General features: G+C 57.3%; 10 protein-coding genes and 3 rRNA genes. 7 read left to right on the forward strand and 6 right to left on the reverse strand.

Annotated elements, in window-relative coordinates; all coding sequences use genetic code 11:
- The first annotated feature begins 36 nt into the window (after positions 1-36).
- From CARG_RS02180 to rrf, 4 genes are all read left to right on the forward strand, one after another.
- The gene (locus CARG_RS02180; protein ID WP_020975756.1) at positions 37-768 is read left to right on the forward strand and encodes a TetR/AcrR family transcriptional regulator; all 732 of its coding nucleotides are present in this window, start codon (positions 37-39) and stop codon (positions 766-768) included.
- Positions 769-1,253: 485 nt separating this feature from the next.
- Positions 1,254-2,775: ribosomal RNA gene (locus CARG_RS02190) — 16S ribosomal RNA — on the forward strand.
- Positions 2,776-3,104: 329 nt separating this feature from the next.
- A 23S ribosomal RNA gene (locus tag CARG_RS02200) occupies positions 3,105-6,195 on the forward strand.
- A gap of 124 nt (positions 6,196-6,319) precedes the next feature.
- Positions 6,320-6,437: ribosomal RNA gene (gene rrf / locus CARG_RS02205) — 5S ribosomal RNA — on the forward strand.
- The 16S, 23S and 5S rRNA genes sit together here, the layout of an rRNA operon.
- A 680-nt stretch (positions 6,438-7,117) precedes the next feature.
- Here the strand turns inward: rrf and CARG_RS02215 are convergent.
- The 4 genes from CARG_RS02215 to CARG_RS02230 are packed head-to-tail and all read right to left on the reverse strand — an operon-like array spanning position 7,118 to position 12,168.
- Positions 7,118-7,459, reverse strand: a complete 342-nt coding sequence (locus CARG_RS02215) for a hypothetical protein (RefSeq protein WP_041746909.1) — start codon at positions 7,457-7,459, stop codon at positions 7,118-7,120.
- Positions 7,460-7,468: 9 nt separating this feature from the next.
- Positions 7,469-8,083 (reverse strand): DUF3239 domain-containing protein, encoded by a 615-nt coding sequence (locus CARG_RS02220; protein WP_020975760.1) that lies wholly within the window; start codon positions 8,081-8,083, stop codon positions 7,469-7,471.
- Positions 8,084-8,093: 10 nt separating this feature from the next.
- A complete protein-coding gene (locus CARG_RS02225) occupies positions 8,094-9,740 on the reverse strand; it encodes a DNA repair helicase XPB (protein ID WP_020975761.1) in 1,647 nt (548 codons plus the stop codon).
- Positions 9,741-9,750: 10 nt separating this feature from the next.
- Positions 9,751-12,168: a helicase-associated domain-containing protein gene (locus CARG_RS02230; RefSeq protein WP_020975762.1), complete on the reverse strand. Its 2,418-nt coding sequence runs from the start codon at positions 12,166-12,168 to the stop codon at positions 9,751-9,753.
- A gap of 69 nt (positions 12,169-12,237) precedes the next feature.
- On the opposite strand from CARG_RS02230, the gene CARG_RS02235 reads away from it, so the two are divergent.
- A complete protein-coding gene (locus CARG_RS02235) occupies positions 12,238-12,438 on the forward strand; it encodes a hypothetical protein (RefSeq protein WP_020975763.1) in 201 nt (66 codons plus the stop codon).
- A 70-nt stretch (positions 12,439-12,508) separates the two neighbouring features.
- Here CARG_RS02235 and CARG_RS02240 read toward each other — a convergent pair whose 3' ends face one another.
- On the reverse strand, positions 12,509-13,126 hold the full coding sequence (locus CARG_RS02240; protein ID WP_020975764.1) for a resuscitation-promoting factor Rpf1 domain-containing protein: 618 nt from the start codon (positions 13,124-13,126) through the stop codon (positions 12,509-12,511).
- Positions 13,127-13,421: 295 nt separating this feature from the next.
- Between CARG_RS02240 and CARG_RS02245 the strand changes: the two genes are divergently transcribed.
- Positions 13,422-13,802 (forward strand): cold-shock protein, encoded by a 381-nt coding sequence (locus tag CARG_RS02245; RefSeq protein ID WP_041747294.1) that lies wholly within the window; start codon positions 13,422-13,424, stop codon positions 13,800-13,802.
- Positions 13,803-13,878: 76 nt separating this feature from the next.
- Here CARG_RS02245 and CARG_RS02250 read toward each other — a convergent pair whose 3' ends face one another.
- A complete protein-coding gene (locus CARG_RS02250) occupies positions 13,879-14,568 on the reverse strand; it encodes a DUF3027 domain-containing protein (protein ID WP_020975766.1) in 690 nt (229 codons plus the stop codon).
- Between the two features lie 53 nt (positions 14,569-14,621).
- On the opposite strand from CARG_RS02250, the gene CARG_RS02255 reads away from it, so the two are divergent.
- The gene (locus CARG_RS02255) at positions 14,622-15,491 is read left to right on the forward strand and encodes a glutaminyl-peptide cyclotransferase (protein ID WP_020975767.1); all 870 of its coding nucleotides are present in this window, start codon (positions 14,622-14,624) and stop codon (positions 15,489-15,491) included.
- Positions 15,492-15,496 lie beyond the last annotated feature (5 nt).

The raw sequence follows: 15,496 nt of genomic DNA on the forward strand, positions 1-15,496 counted from the left end.
GATTGGGAGGGCTGATTTCTCAGGAGTTGATCAGATATGCCTTCACGTTCCGAGGACCGTTCCTCTATGGATTTCCGTGATGACGTCGCGTCGGCTGGGGTTTCGACGTGGGTTTCGGCTGAGCGTGATGGCTTTGAGTCTTCTTTTCCGATCGGTGTTTTCCCGCAGTTGAAGGGGGTTATTGAGCTCAATACTGATCCCGTCTCTTTGTCTATTTTGAATGCTGCGCGGGAGTTAGTGATTGAAAATGGGCTTAGTAAGACCCGCATGACGTCTATTGCGAAGCTGGCGGGGGTTAGTAGGCCGACGTTGTATTCGCGTTATTCCAATGTGCGAGATGTGACGACGACATTGTTGACGCATGAGGTCGTTAACGTTTTGATGTTGGTGGATAGTTTGCCGCGCAATGTTGATGAGGTCGCTTCGTATTTGACGGAGTGTACGGATGCAGTCCGTACAAGTGATTTGATGCGCTCTATTGTGCGTAACGACTCGGATTTGCTTAATAGTTATGTGTTTGACCGTCTGGGGCATTCTCAGCGAATTTTGCAGCAGTATCTTGCTCTGATTATCGGTCATGTTCAGGCGGTTGATGAGGGCGGCAGTGTCGCGATGCGTTCCGGTGATCCTCGGGTCATCGCAACCGTGCTGATGAATATCGCTCAGTCTTTTTCTTTCTCTTATGGTGTTCTCCATGACTCGTTTGGTTCTGTGGATACCTGGCGAGAGGAACTTAACGCCTTGGTGAAGGGCTATTTGCGGGCTTAATCACCTGCATGATGGTCCGCCCCGCGTGCACAGGTCGGAAAGGGGTGAAGTGAAGCTTTAATGTTGGCCCGCATGTATGTCGAAAAACATCCTTTGAACTGCTGATTTGTGTGTTTGGTGTGGGGTGTGTAAATTTATCGGGGTCGCTACGGCAGCTGGTTGCACGGTTTTGTGCGGTTTGGTGGTTGTGGTGGTGTTGTTTGAGAACTCAATAGTGTGCCAATGTACTTTTTTTAAGTGTTTTTTTCATGCGCCATGGCATTTTTCTGTCACTGTGTGGTGGTTGTGTTGTGGTGTTTGTTGTTTGTGTGTACCAGCAGCTTGCGCTTGCACGTGTGTGTTTGTGTGGTTGGCTGTGTAAATATGAACTGTTTTGGTTGTGGTGGTTTTTCCTCGTCGGATGCGCCATGATCGTGTTTTTTGCCAGTTTTTACTGGTTGCTAGGTTTTGGCTCTGTCATTTTTTTGATGCTTTTGGGCTGATTTTTTATGGAGAGTTTGATCCTGGCTCAGGACGAACGCTGGCGGCGTGCTTAACACATGCAAGTCGAACGGAAAGGCCTAAGCTTGCTTGGGTACTCGAGTGGCGAACGGGTGAGTAACACGTGAGTGATCTGCCCTCAACTTCGGGATAAGCCTGGGAAACTGGGTCTAATACTGGATAGGACCATCCTTTAGTGTGTGATGGTGGAAAGTTTTTTCGGTTGGGGATGAGCTCGCGGCCTATCAGCTTGTTGGTGGGGTAATGGCCTACCAAGGCGTCGACGGGTAGCCGGCCTGAGAGGGTGTACGGCCACATTGGGACTGAGACACGGCCCAGACTCCTACGGGAGGCAGCAGTGGGGAATATTGCACAATGGGCGGAAGCCTGATGCAGCGACGCCGCGTGAGGGATGACGGCCTTCGGGTTGTAAACCTCTTTCGACAGGGACGAAGCTTTTGTGACGGTACCTGTATAAGAAGCACCGGCTAACTACGTGCCAGCAGCCGCGGTAATACGTAGGGTGCGAGCGTTGTCCGGAATTACTGGGCGTAAAGAGCTCGTAGGTGGTTTGTCGCGTCGTCTGTGAAATTCCGGGGCTTAACTCCGGGCGTGCAGGCGATACGGGCATAACTTGAGTGCTGTAGGGGAGACTGGAATTCCTGGTGTAGCGGTGAAATGCGCAGATATCAGGAGGAACACCGATGGCGAAGGCAGGTCTCTGGGCAGTAACTGACGCTGAGGAGCGAAAGCATGGGGAGCGAACAGGATTAGATACCCTGGTAGTCCATGCCGTAAACGGTGGGCGCTAGGTGTAGGGGACTTCCACGTCTTCTGTGCCGTAGCTAACGCATTAAGCGCCCCGCCTGGGGAGTACGGCCGCAAGGCTAAAACTCAAAGGAATTGACGGGGGCCCGCACAAGCGGCGGAGCATGTGGATTAATTCGATGCAACGCGAAGAACCTTACCTGGGCTTGACATATACAGGATCGCTGCAGAGATGTAGTTTCCCTTGTGGTCTGTATACAGGTGGTGCATGGTTGTCGTCAGCTCGTGTCGTGAGATGTTGGGTTAAGTCCCGCAACGAGCGCAACCCTTGTCTTATGTTGCCAGCACACTWTGGTGGGGACTCATGAGAGACTGCCGGGGTTAACTCGGAGGAAGGTGGGGATGACGTCAAATCATCATGCCCCTTATGTCCAGGGCTTCACACATGCTACAATGGTCGGTACAACGCGCTGCGAGCCTGTGAGGGTGAGCGAATCGCTGAAAGCCGGCCTCAGTTCGGATTGGGGTCTGCAACTCGACCCCATGAAGTCGGAGTCGCTAGTAATCGCAGATCAGCAACGCTGCGGTGAATACGTTCCCGGGCCTTGTACACACCGCCCGTCAAGTCACGAAAGTTGGTAACACCCGAAGCCAGTGGCCTAACCCTTGTGGAGGGAGCTGTCGAAGGTGGGATCGGCGATTGGGACTAAGTCGTAACAAGGTAGCCGTACCGGAAGGTGCGGCTGGATCACCTCCTTTCTAAGGAGTTTATTRTTTTTTGTGTGGAACACGCATTGTTTTTGGGTGGATGCACACCCTCACCAAGTGGTGGTGGGGTTGCAGCAGACGGTAAGGCATGGAAAGAAATTGTTTGGTGTTTCACACTGCTTWRAGAAAAGGGTGCGTTGGTGCATTGTTGGGTGTCTGGAACAGCACTTGTCGCTTTGTGTGTGGCGTGTTGTTTCTTGCTCCATGTGGGGTTGCTGGCCGTGATGGTGGTTGGTGATTGTGTGTGGGGTGTGTTGTTTGAGAACTGTATAGTGGACGCGAGCATCTTTATTTTTTGATTTTGCCTTGTAAGTGTTTTTTGTGTGTGTTGTAAGGGCACACGGTGGATGCCTTGGCAACTTAAGCCGATGAAGGACGTGGTAGGCCGCGATAGGCCTCGGGGAGCTGTCAAACGAGCGTTGATCCGAGGGTGTCCGAATGGGGAAACCCAGCTGTCGTTATGGGCGGTTACCCATCACTGAACGTGTATAGGTGGTGTGGAGGTTACGCGGGGAAGTGAAACATCTCAGTACCCGTAGGAAGAGAAAACAATTGTGATTCCGCTAGTAGTGGCGAGCGAACGTGGATGATGGCTAAACTGCGTGCGTGTGATACCCGGCAGGGGTTGCGTGCGTGGGGTTGTGGGAGCATAACGTCGAGGATCTGCCGGTTCTTGGTTACGTGATAGTCGCGCATGCTAGGTGAAGTGGATTGGAATGTCCCGCCGTAGACGGTGAGAGCCCGGTAGGTGAAAGTGTGTGTGTGGTAATGGTTGTGTTTCCCGAGTAGCAGCGGGCTCGTGGAATCTGCTGTGAATCTGCCGGGACCACCCGGTAAGCCTGAATACTTAAGTTGACCGATAGCGGATGAGTACCGTGAGGGAATGGTGAAAAGTACCCCGGGAGGGGAGTGAAATAGTACCTGAAACCGTGTGCTTACAATCCGTCAGAGCGCCCTTGTGTGGTGTGATGGCGTGCCTTTTGAAGAATGAGCCTGCGAGTCAGCGGCATGTCGCGAGGTTAACACGTGTGTGGTAGCCGTAGGGAAACCGAATCCTAATGAGGGTGAATGAGTGGCATGTCCTGGACCCGAAGCGAAGTGATCTACCCATGGCCAGTGTGAAGCAGCTGTAAGAGGTTGTGGAGGCGCGAACCCACTTAGGTTGAAAACTGAGGGGATGAGTTGTGGGTAGGGGTGAAAGGCCAATCAAACTTCGTGATAGCTGGTTCTCCCCGAAATGCATTTAGGTGCAGCGTCGTGTGTTTCTTGCCGGAGGTAGAGCTACTGGATGGTTTAGCGGGACCAACATCTTAGCGACATCAGCCAAACTCCGAATGCCGGTAAGTGAGAGCACGGCAGTGAGACTGCGGGGGATAAGCTTCGTAGTCGAGAGGGAAACAGCCCAGATCGCCGGCTAAGGCCCCTAAGCGTGTACTAAGTGGAAAAGGATGTGGGATCGCGAAGACAACCAGGAGGTTGGCTTAGAAGCAGCCATCCTTGAAAGAGTGCGTAATAGCTCACTGGTCGAGTGGTTCTGCGCCGACAATGTAGTGGGGCTCAAGTACACCGCCGAAGCCGCGGCRCTCAYAYKTTTGTGTGTGGGTGGGTAGGGGAGCGTCGTGCATAATGTGAAGCCGCCGAGTGATCGTTGTGGTGGAGTGTGTGCGAGTGAGAATGCAGGCATGAGTAGCGAATGATGAGTGAAAAACTCATCCGCCGGATGACCAAGGGTTCCTGGGTTAAGCTAATCTTCCCAGGGTGAGTCGGGACCTAAGGCGAGGCCGACAGGCGTAGTCGATGGACAACCAGTTGATATTCTGGTACCCGGATGGAAGCGCCCGTGGTGAATCAGTGATACTAACCGCCCTGAAGCCTGATGGCAGTCTTTTGGATTGTTGTTGGTGTGGATGCGTGGGATCTGATCTGGTAGTAGCCAAGCGATGGTGTGACACAGGAAGGTAGCCGAGCCACTGAGTGGATTGTGGTGTAAGCGTGTAGCCCGCATGGTAGGTAAATCCGCTGTGCATGGTGGGTGAGGCGTGATGCGTACCCCTTGTTGGGGGATGTTGGTGATCCTATGCTGTCGAGAAAAGCATCTAGCGATGTTTCCATCTGGCCCGTACCCCAAACCGACACAGGTGGTCAGGTAGAGAATACTAAGGCGATCGGGTGAACTGTGGTTAAGGAACTCGGCAAAATGCCCCCGTAACTTCGGGAGAAGGGGGACCACTGCTGGTGACAGACTGGTTTTGAGCTGGTGGTGGTCGCAGAGAATAGAGGGAAGCGACTGTTTACTAAAAACACAGGTCCATGCGAAGACGATAAGTCGATGTATATGGACTGACGCCTGCCCGGTGCTGGAAGGTTAAGAGGACCTGTTAGTCACTTTGGTGGCGAAGCGGAGAATTTAAGCCCCAGTAAACGGCGGTGGTAACTATAACCATCCTAAGGTAGCGAAATTCCTTGTCGGGTAAGTTCCGACCTGCACGAATGGCGTAACGACTTCCCTGCTGTCTCAACCACAGGCCCGGCGAAATTGCAGTACGAGTAAAGATGCTCGTTACGCGCGGCAGGACGAAAAGACCCCGGGACCTTCACTATAGCTTGGTATTGATATTCGGTTCGGTTTGTGTAGGATAGGTGGGAGACTGTGATCACATGACGCCAGTTSTGTGGGAGTCGTTGTTGAAATACCACTCTGGTCGTATTGGATATCTKAACCTCGGCCCATGATCTGGGTTAGGGACAGTGCCTGGTGGGTAGTTTAACTGGGGCGGTTGCCTCCTAAAGAGTAACGGAGGCGCCCAAAGGTTTCCTCAGCCTGGTTGGCAATCAGGTGGTGAGTGTAAGTGCACAAGGGAGCTTGACTGTGAGACTGACAGGTCGAGCAGGTACGAAAGTAGGGACTAGTGATCCGGCACTGGCTTGTGGAAGCGGTGTCGCTCAACGGATAAAAGGTACCCCGGGGATAACAGGCTGATCTTCCCCAAGAGTCCATATCGACGGGATGGTTTGGCACCTCGATGTCGGCTCGTCGCATCCTGGGGCTGGAGTAGGTCCCAAGGGTTGGGCTGTTCGCCCATTAAAGCGGCACGCGAGCTGGGTTTAGAACGTCGTGAGACAGTTCGGTCTCTATCCGCCGCGCGCGTAGAAACTTGAGAAAGGCTGTCCCTAGTACGAGAGGACCGGGACGGACGTACCTCTAGTGTGCCAGTTGTCACGCCCGTGGCATGGCTGGTTGGCTACGTACGGAAGGGATAACCGCTGAAAGCATCTAAGCGGGAAGCCTGTTTCGAGATAAGGTTTCATGAATCAGGTGCCCTCTAGACTAGGGGGTTGATAGGCCAGAGCTGGAAGCGTAGTAATGCGTGTTGAGGTGACTGGTACTAATGCGCCGAACACACCCAAAACACCCATCCGTTGATGATGGGGGGTTGCTTACAACGGTGTTTAGCTCGAATGTATTGAATGTTTGCGTCCACTATGCAGTGTCTGAAACAGCACACCTAGCATCGCCTTGTGGGGTGTTGGTTGTGTCGGTGGTTGATGGCGGTGAGGATACGCCCGGTCCCTTTCCGAACCCGGAAGCTAAGCTCACCTGCGCCGATGGTACTGCACACGGGAGTGTGTGGGAGAGTAGGTCGCCGCCGGCCTAAAACAAAAAACAATAATTATATACAGTCTTGATTGTTGGGAAGGCGTCACTCGTTTGTTCGGTGGCGTCTTCCCTTCTTTTTGTGTGGCCGTGATTGGGGGTTTTGTTCGGGTGGTGGAGTGTGTGGGTGTCGTCTGTGGGTGGGGTGTGTGGGGTGTGAGGCTGAAACGATTATGAACCCGACCGGTAGGGAGGGTGAGTGTAGTGAGAACACACAACCCCACGCACTTAACTACAGGGCATGGTAGGTAGGTGGGTTGGTGGGTGCGAGGCTGAAACGATTATGGGCCGTGAGGCGAGTGTAGTGAGAACACACACCCAACAAACCCACACAGCGCTAGGGCAACGATTAAGAGTGCAGGATGTGGTCGACGGGTGGGGTCGGTGTTGTCTTGTTGGCAGATCATGATGAAGGGGTGGTGGGGGATTTTCCTTGGTGGATGGTTTGTTCGGCGGTAATCATTTGTTGTGGTGTGCCGCCAAGGTGTACTGTGCCGGATTTTTTGGTTTCTGGGTTGGTGCACCAGGGGGTGGCTTCGCTGAGCAAGTAGTCGACTTTGTAGATGCCGGGTTTTTTGGGAATGGTGTGTACGGGGTGTCCGGTTATTTTTTGGGCTACTTGCCTGGTGGTGTTTAGTAGTACGGGTTCGTTTGTGGTGCGTACGTGTGTGAGTGCGGTTATGGGGTGGTTGGTGTGGATGTGGCCGCCGTTGTTTTGATGATGGTGGCTAGTCGGTGGGTCATTTCACCGCTTCCTCTGTGTGTGATTGGCCATCCTGTGGATTGTCCGACTGCGGCGAAGAGTAGGCTGATGCCGGCTGTTACGAGGAGATTTGGGGGTCGGATGGCGTGGAGCGCGCAGCCGCGTAGTAGGGCTTGGGCGGCGTCGTTGGTGAAAGCAGTGAGGGCGAGTACACTGGCAGGCAGTGTTCCGTCAGTGCCGAAGGTAAGGGCGGCTGCGGTGAGTGCGTTGGGCCCGGATCCGACGATGTGGATGGGGTCGGATGCGTGGGCGTTCATGGGGTAATTCTACAGTGGCAGCAGGTTGAATCGGGTGCTGCGGACTTCTTCGAAGCGGTTTTTGTTTGCTTCGAGGAGGTTCCATTCGCGCCCCGGGATGTTCTTGATTGCTTCCTTCCACACAGTGGTGTCGGGGGTGGCCCAGTCGATGGGCATGGGGGAGACTTCTTCTAGGGTGCCTTGGCGGCTTCGGCGGCCTGGGACGGCGACTGTTGCTACGCGGTCGCCGAGTGCGCAGGGGTGGCCGAGGCTTTTCATGGGGCGTACTGCGAGGGCGTAACGGTCCGCGGCGTCATTGATACGGACGAGTGCCATGAGGGTGAGGTCGTGGTCGCCTTTGGCGGCGACGATGGCGGGGGCTAGTGGGTAGGTGTCGTAGAGGTCTTGGGAGTCGCCGATGCGGCGGCTGACGGCGATCATGGAGCCGAGCATGAGGGCGGCGACGACTAGGAGGGATGCGGCGAATAGTAGACCGGTGGGGGTGAGGCCGCTGATGAAGTAGACGATGATCGCGGCGGCGATGAATACAGCGGTGAGGATGTAGCCGGAGAGTTTGAGGCGGCCGGCGTCACGGTTGAATTCGTTGTGGATTTTGTTGTGGGCGGCGTCTACGGGGATGTGCATAGTAGATAGTTTAGGTGGGACCGATGAGATCGTCGGCATCGACGATGCGGTAGGCGTAGCCTTGTTCGGCGAGGAAGCGTTGGCGGTGGGCAGCGTAGTCGACGTCGAGGGAGTCTCGGGTGACGACGGAGTAGAAGTGGGCTTCGCCGCCGTCGGATTTGGGGCGGAGCAAGCGGCCGAGGCGTTGGGCTTCTTCTTGGCGGGAGCCGAAGGTTCCGGACACTTGGATGGCGACGGCTGCTTCGGGTAGGTCGATGGAGAAGTTTGCGACTTTGGAGACGACGAGTACGTTGATGTCGCCGTTGCGAAATTGGTCGAAGAGTTTTTCTCGGACGGTGTTACGGGTTTTGCCTTCGATCACTGGGACGTCTAGGCGGCGGCCAATGTCTTCGAGTTGGTCGAGGTAGGCCCCGATGATCAGGGTGGGTTGCCCTTTGTGCCGGTTTAAGATGCGGGTGACGACGGGGAATTTTTGTTCGCTGCAGGCGGCGAGGCGGTAGCGTTCCTTTGGCTCTGCGGTGGCGTAGAGCATTCGTTCTGCTGGCTCCATGGTGCAGCGAACTTCGACGCAGTCGGCGGTGGCGATGAACCCTTGGGCTTCGATGTCCTTCCAGGGGGCGTCGTAGCGTTTGGGGCCGATGAGTGAGAAGACGTCGCCTTCGCGTCCGTCTTCGCGCACGAGGGTTGCGGTGAGGCCTAGGCGACGGCGGGATTGCAGGTCGCTGGTCATGCGGAAGACAGGGGCGGGTAGCAGGTGCACTTCGTCGTAGATGATGAGGCCCCAGTCGCGGGAGTCAAAGAGCTCGAGTGCGCGGTACTCGCCTTTGGTTTTGCGGGTGACGACTTGGTAGGTGGCAATGGTGACGGGGCGGATTTCTTTTTTCTCGCCCGAGTATTCGCCGATTTCTTCGGCGGTGAGGCTGGTGCGTTTGATAAGTTCGTCGCGCCACTGTCGGCCCGCGACGGTGTTGGTGACCAGGATGAGGGTGGTGGCTTGGGCCCGGGCCATCGCTGCGGCACCCACCATGGTTTTACCCGCACCACAGGGCAGGACCACTACTCCAGAGCCACCTTCCCAGAAACTATCGGCGGCGTAGCGTTGGTAGTCGCGTAGCTCCCAGTCGTCTTCTTCGAGGGCGATGGGGTGGGCTTCACCATCGACGTAGCCTGCGAGGTCTTCTGCCGGCCAGCCGACTTTGAGTAGTTCTTGTTTGAGGCGGCCGCGTTCGCTGGGGTGGACGACGTAGGTGTGCTCATCTATGCGCGCACCCAACATGGGGGCGATCTTTTTCTGACGGGAGACTTCCGCCAGGATTGCGGGTTCTTCCGATTCCAAAATAAGCCCGTGGGCTGGGTGTTTGTGTAACCGTACCCTGCCGTAGCGCGACATGGTTTCCGCGACGTCAATAAGAAGCGGTTGTGGTACAGGGAAGCGGGAGAATCGGTCGAGTACGTCCACGAGCTGTTCGGCGTCATGGCCTGCGGCACGCGCATTCCATAGCGCAAGCGGGGTGATGCGGTAGGTGTGCACATGCTCGGGTGCGCGCTCGAGCTCAGCAAAAGGTGCAAGTGCTGCGCGGGCAACGTCCGCTTGGGGGTGATCGACCTCCAACAGCACGGTCTTATCGGATTGGACGATCAAAGGGCCACCGGACAAAACGCACTCCTTAGAACTTCAGATCGCTGTCAGCCGGCACGAGGATGCCCGCCACCCGGTCGATGCTGACTCGACGGGGAAGACCCTGGGAATCAACCCCGGTTAATGCACCGCTCAGAATACGGCATGTGTCAAGCTGCAGCACCTGCAGGCCGCCCCGACTGTGCTCGAATTCGACGCGCACGGGCACCTTGGCTTGAGATGCCGCGGCAACCACGGTGATGACATCGCGCCCACTCAGCTGCTGACCTTCCGCGTCGCATACGGCCTGCCACTGGGGGGTGTCTTCCACACCAATGCGGCGAACAACGGCATCCACCATCGCAGGGTCGAGCGGGGCGTGTTGGCCATCAATGGTTGCCGGGGGACTGAACTGTCCGGCGGGGCGAGCCGTGTGACGGTCGGAGATTTCGAAACGCCGCACACTCAAGTCAACAACCTCGCCGTCTAGCGACTCAGCGGCGGGGGAGAAACCGGCATTACGCAGCAGATCCAACAGCATTGTGGGCGCCACCGTACTGATTGCCACGGTGGGTGCAAGCAGCCGTAGCTCAGCCGAGGGCACGGCCTGTGCTGCGTGCGCCAGCATCTCCGGGTCCTCGCAGCGCAAAAAACAGCTTGCAGCCCCGACACGAAGCACCCCGTGTGCGCGTTCGGCATCGGCCAGAGCGTACACAAGCGGCTGGGGAAGTTCCCCCACTACATAAGTCTCCAGCAATGTTTTCATTTCCGGGACGCTGACGCCGCGTTCCAGACCGCGCGCAATGGACTCCGGGGAGATGCGGAATACGGTCGCAACACCCGCGGATTCTGTGTCGGCAAAAGCGAGCAGCATGCGTTGGACATTCGGTGCCAGTGGGCCGGGCGCCAAAATGGTGTGGTCGGCTTGAGCAATCAGGTAATCCACCGGCGCAGGGAAGAGTTGTGCTGCGCGCTCCACGCCTTCAAGCAGCAGCGATCCGGCCGCATATATTTCCACTCCGTCGATGGTGTGGCGCGATACCAGCCCCAGCCACGAAGCCTCCCGCAGTACATTGCCGAAGGCGTCACGCGGGTGCTTCGGAACATCGCCTGGGGCCAGCACTGACGCGACGTCAACAATGTCGTCAAGGGACAAAGTGACGACTGTTTCCGCATGTTGGTGGCAGTGCCTAAACACCCGTATCAGTAGCTTTTTGGTTGTCACCACGATGGGGTCGCTGTGCTCGGGGGCGAAGAGTTTTGGTTTCTGGTGCTGCTCCTCCGCGGTTTTCATTAATGACGCCGTGGAGAGCACCGACGCCAACCAACCTCGTGCAAGCAAGCTCCAACGAGCCGCTTGGTCGGAATCGATCCACTGCTGGGAAGACTCCGTGACGGCAAGGAAGGAAAACCGTCCATAGTCGGGTTCGGGGTGGGGCACGCCGACGGTCAGGAGGTCTGCGCCCTGCAGGACACCGATGATGTCAGCAAGCTGTTCAAAGTCCAGACCGAGGGTTTTAGCCAACGCGTTAGCCGCACGGACGCCGACCTGCTCGGATGCGACCAGCTCGACCGGCTGCTGCTCGATAATAGTCACCACGTCGTAGGCCACGCGTACGACCTCCAGGGCTGCAGCGACGCACGCATCGTCAACCTGCTTAAGCGTGGGGCCGCCTGCGTGCGGAGTGTATCCGGGGTAGACCAGCGGGGCGAGGTGACCTCCGTTGGCATAAGCTCGCACGGTGTTGGGCAGGCGCACTCGGCCCTCAACCGGGGGAGCGAGCTCCAGAACACCACGACGAAGCAGCGAAGGAACAGGGGTGTGCGCGTCCAGATCCAACGAGCGGCTGAACCCATAGCCACCACTGGTAGCCAGGGTAGTGACCACCCTGCGCTCCTCGGGGCTTAAACCCTCGAGCAGCTGCGGAATGCCCGCCGCAGGAATAGAGACATCCGCCAGCACACACAGTGCTGACAAACGGTTGAGATTGCTATGCCGAACATGGGGAGAGAGAACAAACGCCTGCGGATTGCCCCACGCAATTCCCGCCACTATCAGATCGACGAAGGCACTGCGGAGTTCAGCCATACTGGGCCGGTAGTTGTCGCCCAATGACGCCGCGTCTGCCCTGGAGACAATGAGCGCCGCGACGTCATCAAGTTGAAAAGTGCGCGGGGTGTTTGCTCCGGAACGCTCGAGGCCATCGAGGCGCTGTTGCTCCGTGGCTTCAACAATTGCGGCAGATAGCGAAGACAAGGTGGGCGGGTAGGCCCTGTCCACGCAACGTGCGAGTTGTGTAAACGTTGACACTTGGGAGACTGTGCGCTCGGGCTGGTGGGCGACGATAGCGCAGATGACCTCGCGCGGACAGGTTGCCAGCCACTGTTCGTAGGAAGCGAGCTGCCCTTCAGCCGGTGCGAGAGTATCGAGAACACCGCTGGAGAAGCTGGCAGGGCAGGGATTCATAGCAGACAATTATCCCACAGTAGGGGTGAAGTCGTTGCAGTTAGTGCCCGCATCTGCGACAATGAGCACATGAGTAAAAGCGCTGATGTTGAGAAGAAGTCCTACGTAGACCCGGGCTGGCCCACACACGTTGCCGGCGGCGGTCACCCCGTAACCGAGCTGGTCTCCAAGGTTGCTGGTGCATCCAGCCCCTATGGTGACGAGACCATCTTCCCCGTCCCCGCATCCCAGCTGGGTTACGTCCACCCCTACACCAAGGTCAATAAGTAATACTTCAAGTGCACAAGCAAAACCCCCGGACACTGCCTTTCTAGCAGGCCGGGGGTTTGTGTTGTGCAGATTAGTTGTTAGCCAGCAGAGCCTCAATGGTGCCGCGGTTAGCGTTGTAGAAGTTGTTGAACTCCGAACGGTTGGCGTTGTAGTAGCTGGTGATGAACGCGGGCATCTGGATGCCTGCACGGTTGAATGCGTCCTGCAGCTGCTTGAACAGTGCATCAGACGGCAGGGAGGAGGTCTCGCTGGAAGCTTCGACTGCGCGCTCAACGGCGCGCTCGACAGCCTGAACAGCGGGGGCTGCTTGGACGTCGCGGAGGGTCGGTGCGGAACTCAGACCCAGGCGAGCGGAGCAGGACGGCCATGCGCCCCAGCCCTGGCCAGCCAGGACCTTCTCAGCGATCGCGATCTGTTGTTCGCGGGTTGCCTGGAAAGCGAAGGGGGCGAACTGGCCGCCACCGTATGCACGCCAGGTGGAGGGGGAGAACTGGAGGCCACCGTGGTAGCCGTTACCAGTGTTGATCTGCCAGTTGCCGCCGGCCTCGCACTGTGCCAGACGGTCCCAGTCAGAATCGGGCGCTGCGGAGGCGTTCGGGGCCAGGATGGTAGCAGCGGTGCCCAGCGCGACGGTGGTAGCTGCGAGCTTGGTCGCTACGGACGAGTTTTTAGCTGCATGACGAGCCATGAAAATCCTCTCGAAGGAAGTGCTTGAATATCTCAGACCACCCTAGACGTTTATAACGAAATAGTCACGCTAAAAGCACAAAAAGTTTGCAGATTTGTTATCAAATTTTAGAAATGGCAGGTCAGGGCGATAAAAGTGCGTTAAAAAAGGTGGTGTGATTCGTGTCGCCCTCGCCCGCGCAGTGCAACGCCACGGTGCGCGCGAGGGAACAATAGCAGCCTGCGGCGCGTTAAAGTGGGCGTTAGGTTATAGCTCACCCCTCAACGAACGCGAAAACGATAAAAAGGAGAAACTCATGCCCATCGGCAAAGTGAAGTGGTACGACCTCGAACGCGGCTTCGGTTTCGTTAGCAACCCCGGCGAAGAAGACTGCTTCCTGCCCAAGTCCGTACTGCCTGAGGGGATCGATGACCTCTACCCGGGGCAGAGGATCGAATTCGACTTTGTCGCCGGCCGCAAAGGCCCCCAGGTCCTGCGCATGGAAGTGCTCGATCCCCCCAAGCACAAGGTGCATAAGTACAGTGCGGATCAGCTAGGGAGCATGGTCGCAGACTTAGTCACCCTCCTGGAAACCACGGTGCAGCCGGGGCTCGCCGCCGGTCGATACCCGGAGAAAAAGGTGGGCCGACAGGTCGCAGAGATCCTGCGCGTCGTCGCCACCGAACTCGACGCCTAAGCAACCCCCGAAAACCGGAACAGCCGGGATCCAACCGAGCCCCAGCCCAGCCCAGCCCAGCCCATTGCCCCAGGTTCTAGACCAGGGGAATGGGCTTTTCATCATCAAAGGCAGTGTGTTCCGCCTGGCCAAGGATCTCCGCCGGGGGCGTATCCGAATGGGCACCGCAACCAAACCCAAGCTGCACAACCCTGCCGTCAGCAGAATACTCATTGGTGCACACACCGAATCCTTCGCCAATGACCTCCCCGGCGGGAACACAAAAAGCACAGGTCTTACAGAACAACTTCGCCGCGCGAGCAAAATCCGAATTCGGACCAGTTTCGCCTTTGCGCCAGCGGTCCTTCGCAGCAGACAACCCCTGTTCACTCAGTGCGTAACCATCGTCACCGCGCTCAAGTCGGGGATCGTCCGGACGCGGAGGCATCTGATCATTAGGCCCCAAATCTCCCGGGCGGACACGATCCTCATAAGGAACCCACTCCGGGGCCTTCAACGCCTCATTGCCAGGCAGCAAAGCAACCTCATTAATGGTCACGTGCTCGCTGCCCGGGGCACAGGCCACCACAGCCGTCCACTCCCATCCCGGATAGCCTGGAACAGACGCTGAGAAACGATGCAAAGCCAGATTTTCCCCCAAGCGTCGAACCCCCAAATGACGCCCAACAGGCCCCTCATCGAGCTCAAGAAGCGCGGCGCGCGCAACGTCGCGGGCAGCATCGCCACACAGCGGTGTTGTTGAATCAGGCACCTGTCCATTATCCACGGTTGCCACCAGCAATCAACCCAGACCCCACGCCCTTCAGGCATGATAGAGCCATGCGCCAGGCAGCACACCAGCACACCCGAGCACACGCGCGCGCACTCCTCATCACCTGTGCAGCAGCGCTCCCACTAGCCACCGCCTGCACACAACTCGACCCCGACCACGTAGAACAGCTACGGGCAGAGGTCATCACTCGTTACCCCTTCGACGCCGACAGCTTCACCCAAGGCCTCGAATTCGACAACACGGGCAACCTCCTCGTCTCCACCGGATGGTGGGGAGAAGGCCGGGTCTACCGCACCACCATCGAAGGCACAGAAACAGCCACCTCAGAAGTCCTCGACCCCGAACTATTCGGCGAAGGGATCACCGTCGCCCAACCATCCGGACCACTATGGCAACTCACCTGGAAAGCCGGAACAGCCTACAAACGCGACCCCCACACCCTAAGAACACAAGACACCGTCACCTACCGAGGCCAAGGCTGGGGACTGTGCGCCTACGAGGACTACCTCGTCATGTCCGACGGCAGCGCAACCCTCACGTTGCGCGACCCGCACACCTTTGACGTCATCGGCACACGCGACGTCATCAATCCAGACACGGGCGAAAAAATAGACAAACTCAACGAACTCGATTGCACCTACGACCGCCACGGCCACAACGCACCCCGAGTGCTAGCCAACCGCTTCCTCACCACAGACGTCTACGAAATCAACCCGGACGACGGCCACGTCACCGCGCACATTGACGCATCCGGCCTGCCCAACAACGCAACACCCGACCCAAACAACGTCCTCAACGGCATCGCCACAGCTAACCCTCACGAACGCAACAGCGACGCAGGCACCGCAGGACGGCTATTCATGACAGGCAAACGCTGGCCAGACCTGTACGAGGTCGCCCTCGTCAACGTAGAATAATCCCC

The organism is Corynebacterium argentoratense DSM 44202, from assembly GCF_000590555.1.
Taxonomy (GTDB): domain Bacteria; phylum Actinomycetota; class Actinomycetes; order Mycobacteriales; family Mycobacteriaceae; genus Corynebacterium; species Corynebacterium argentoratense.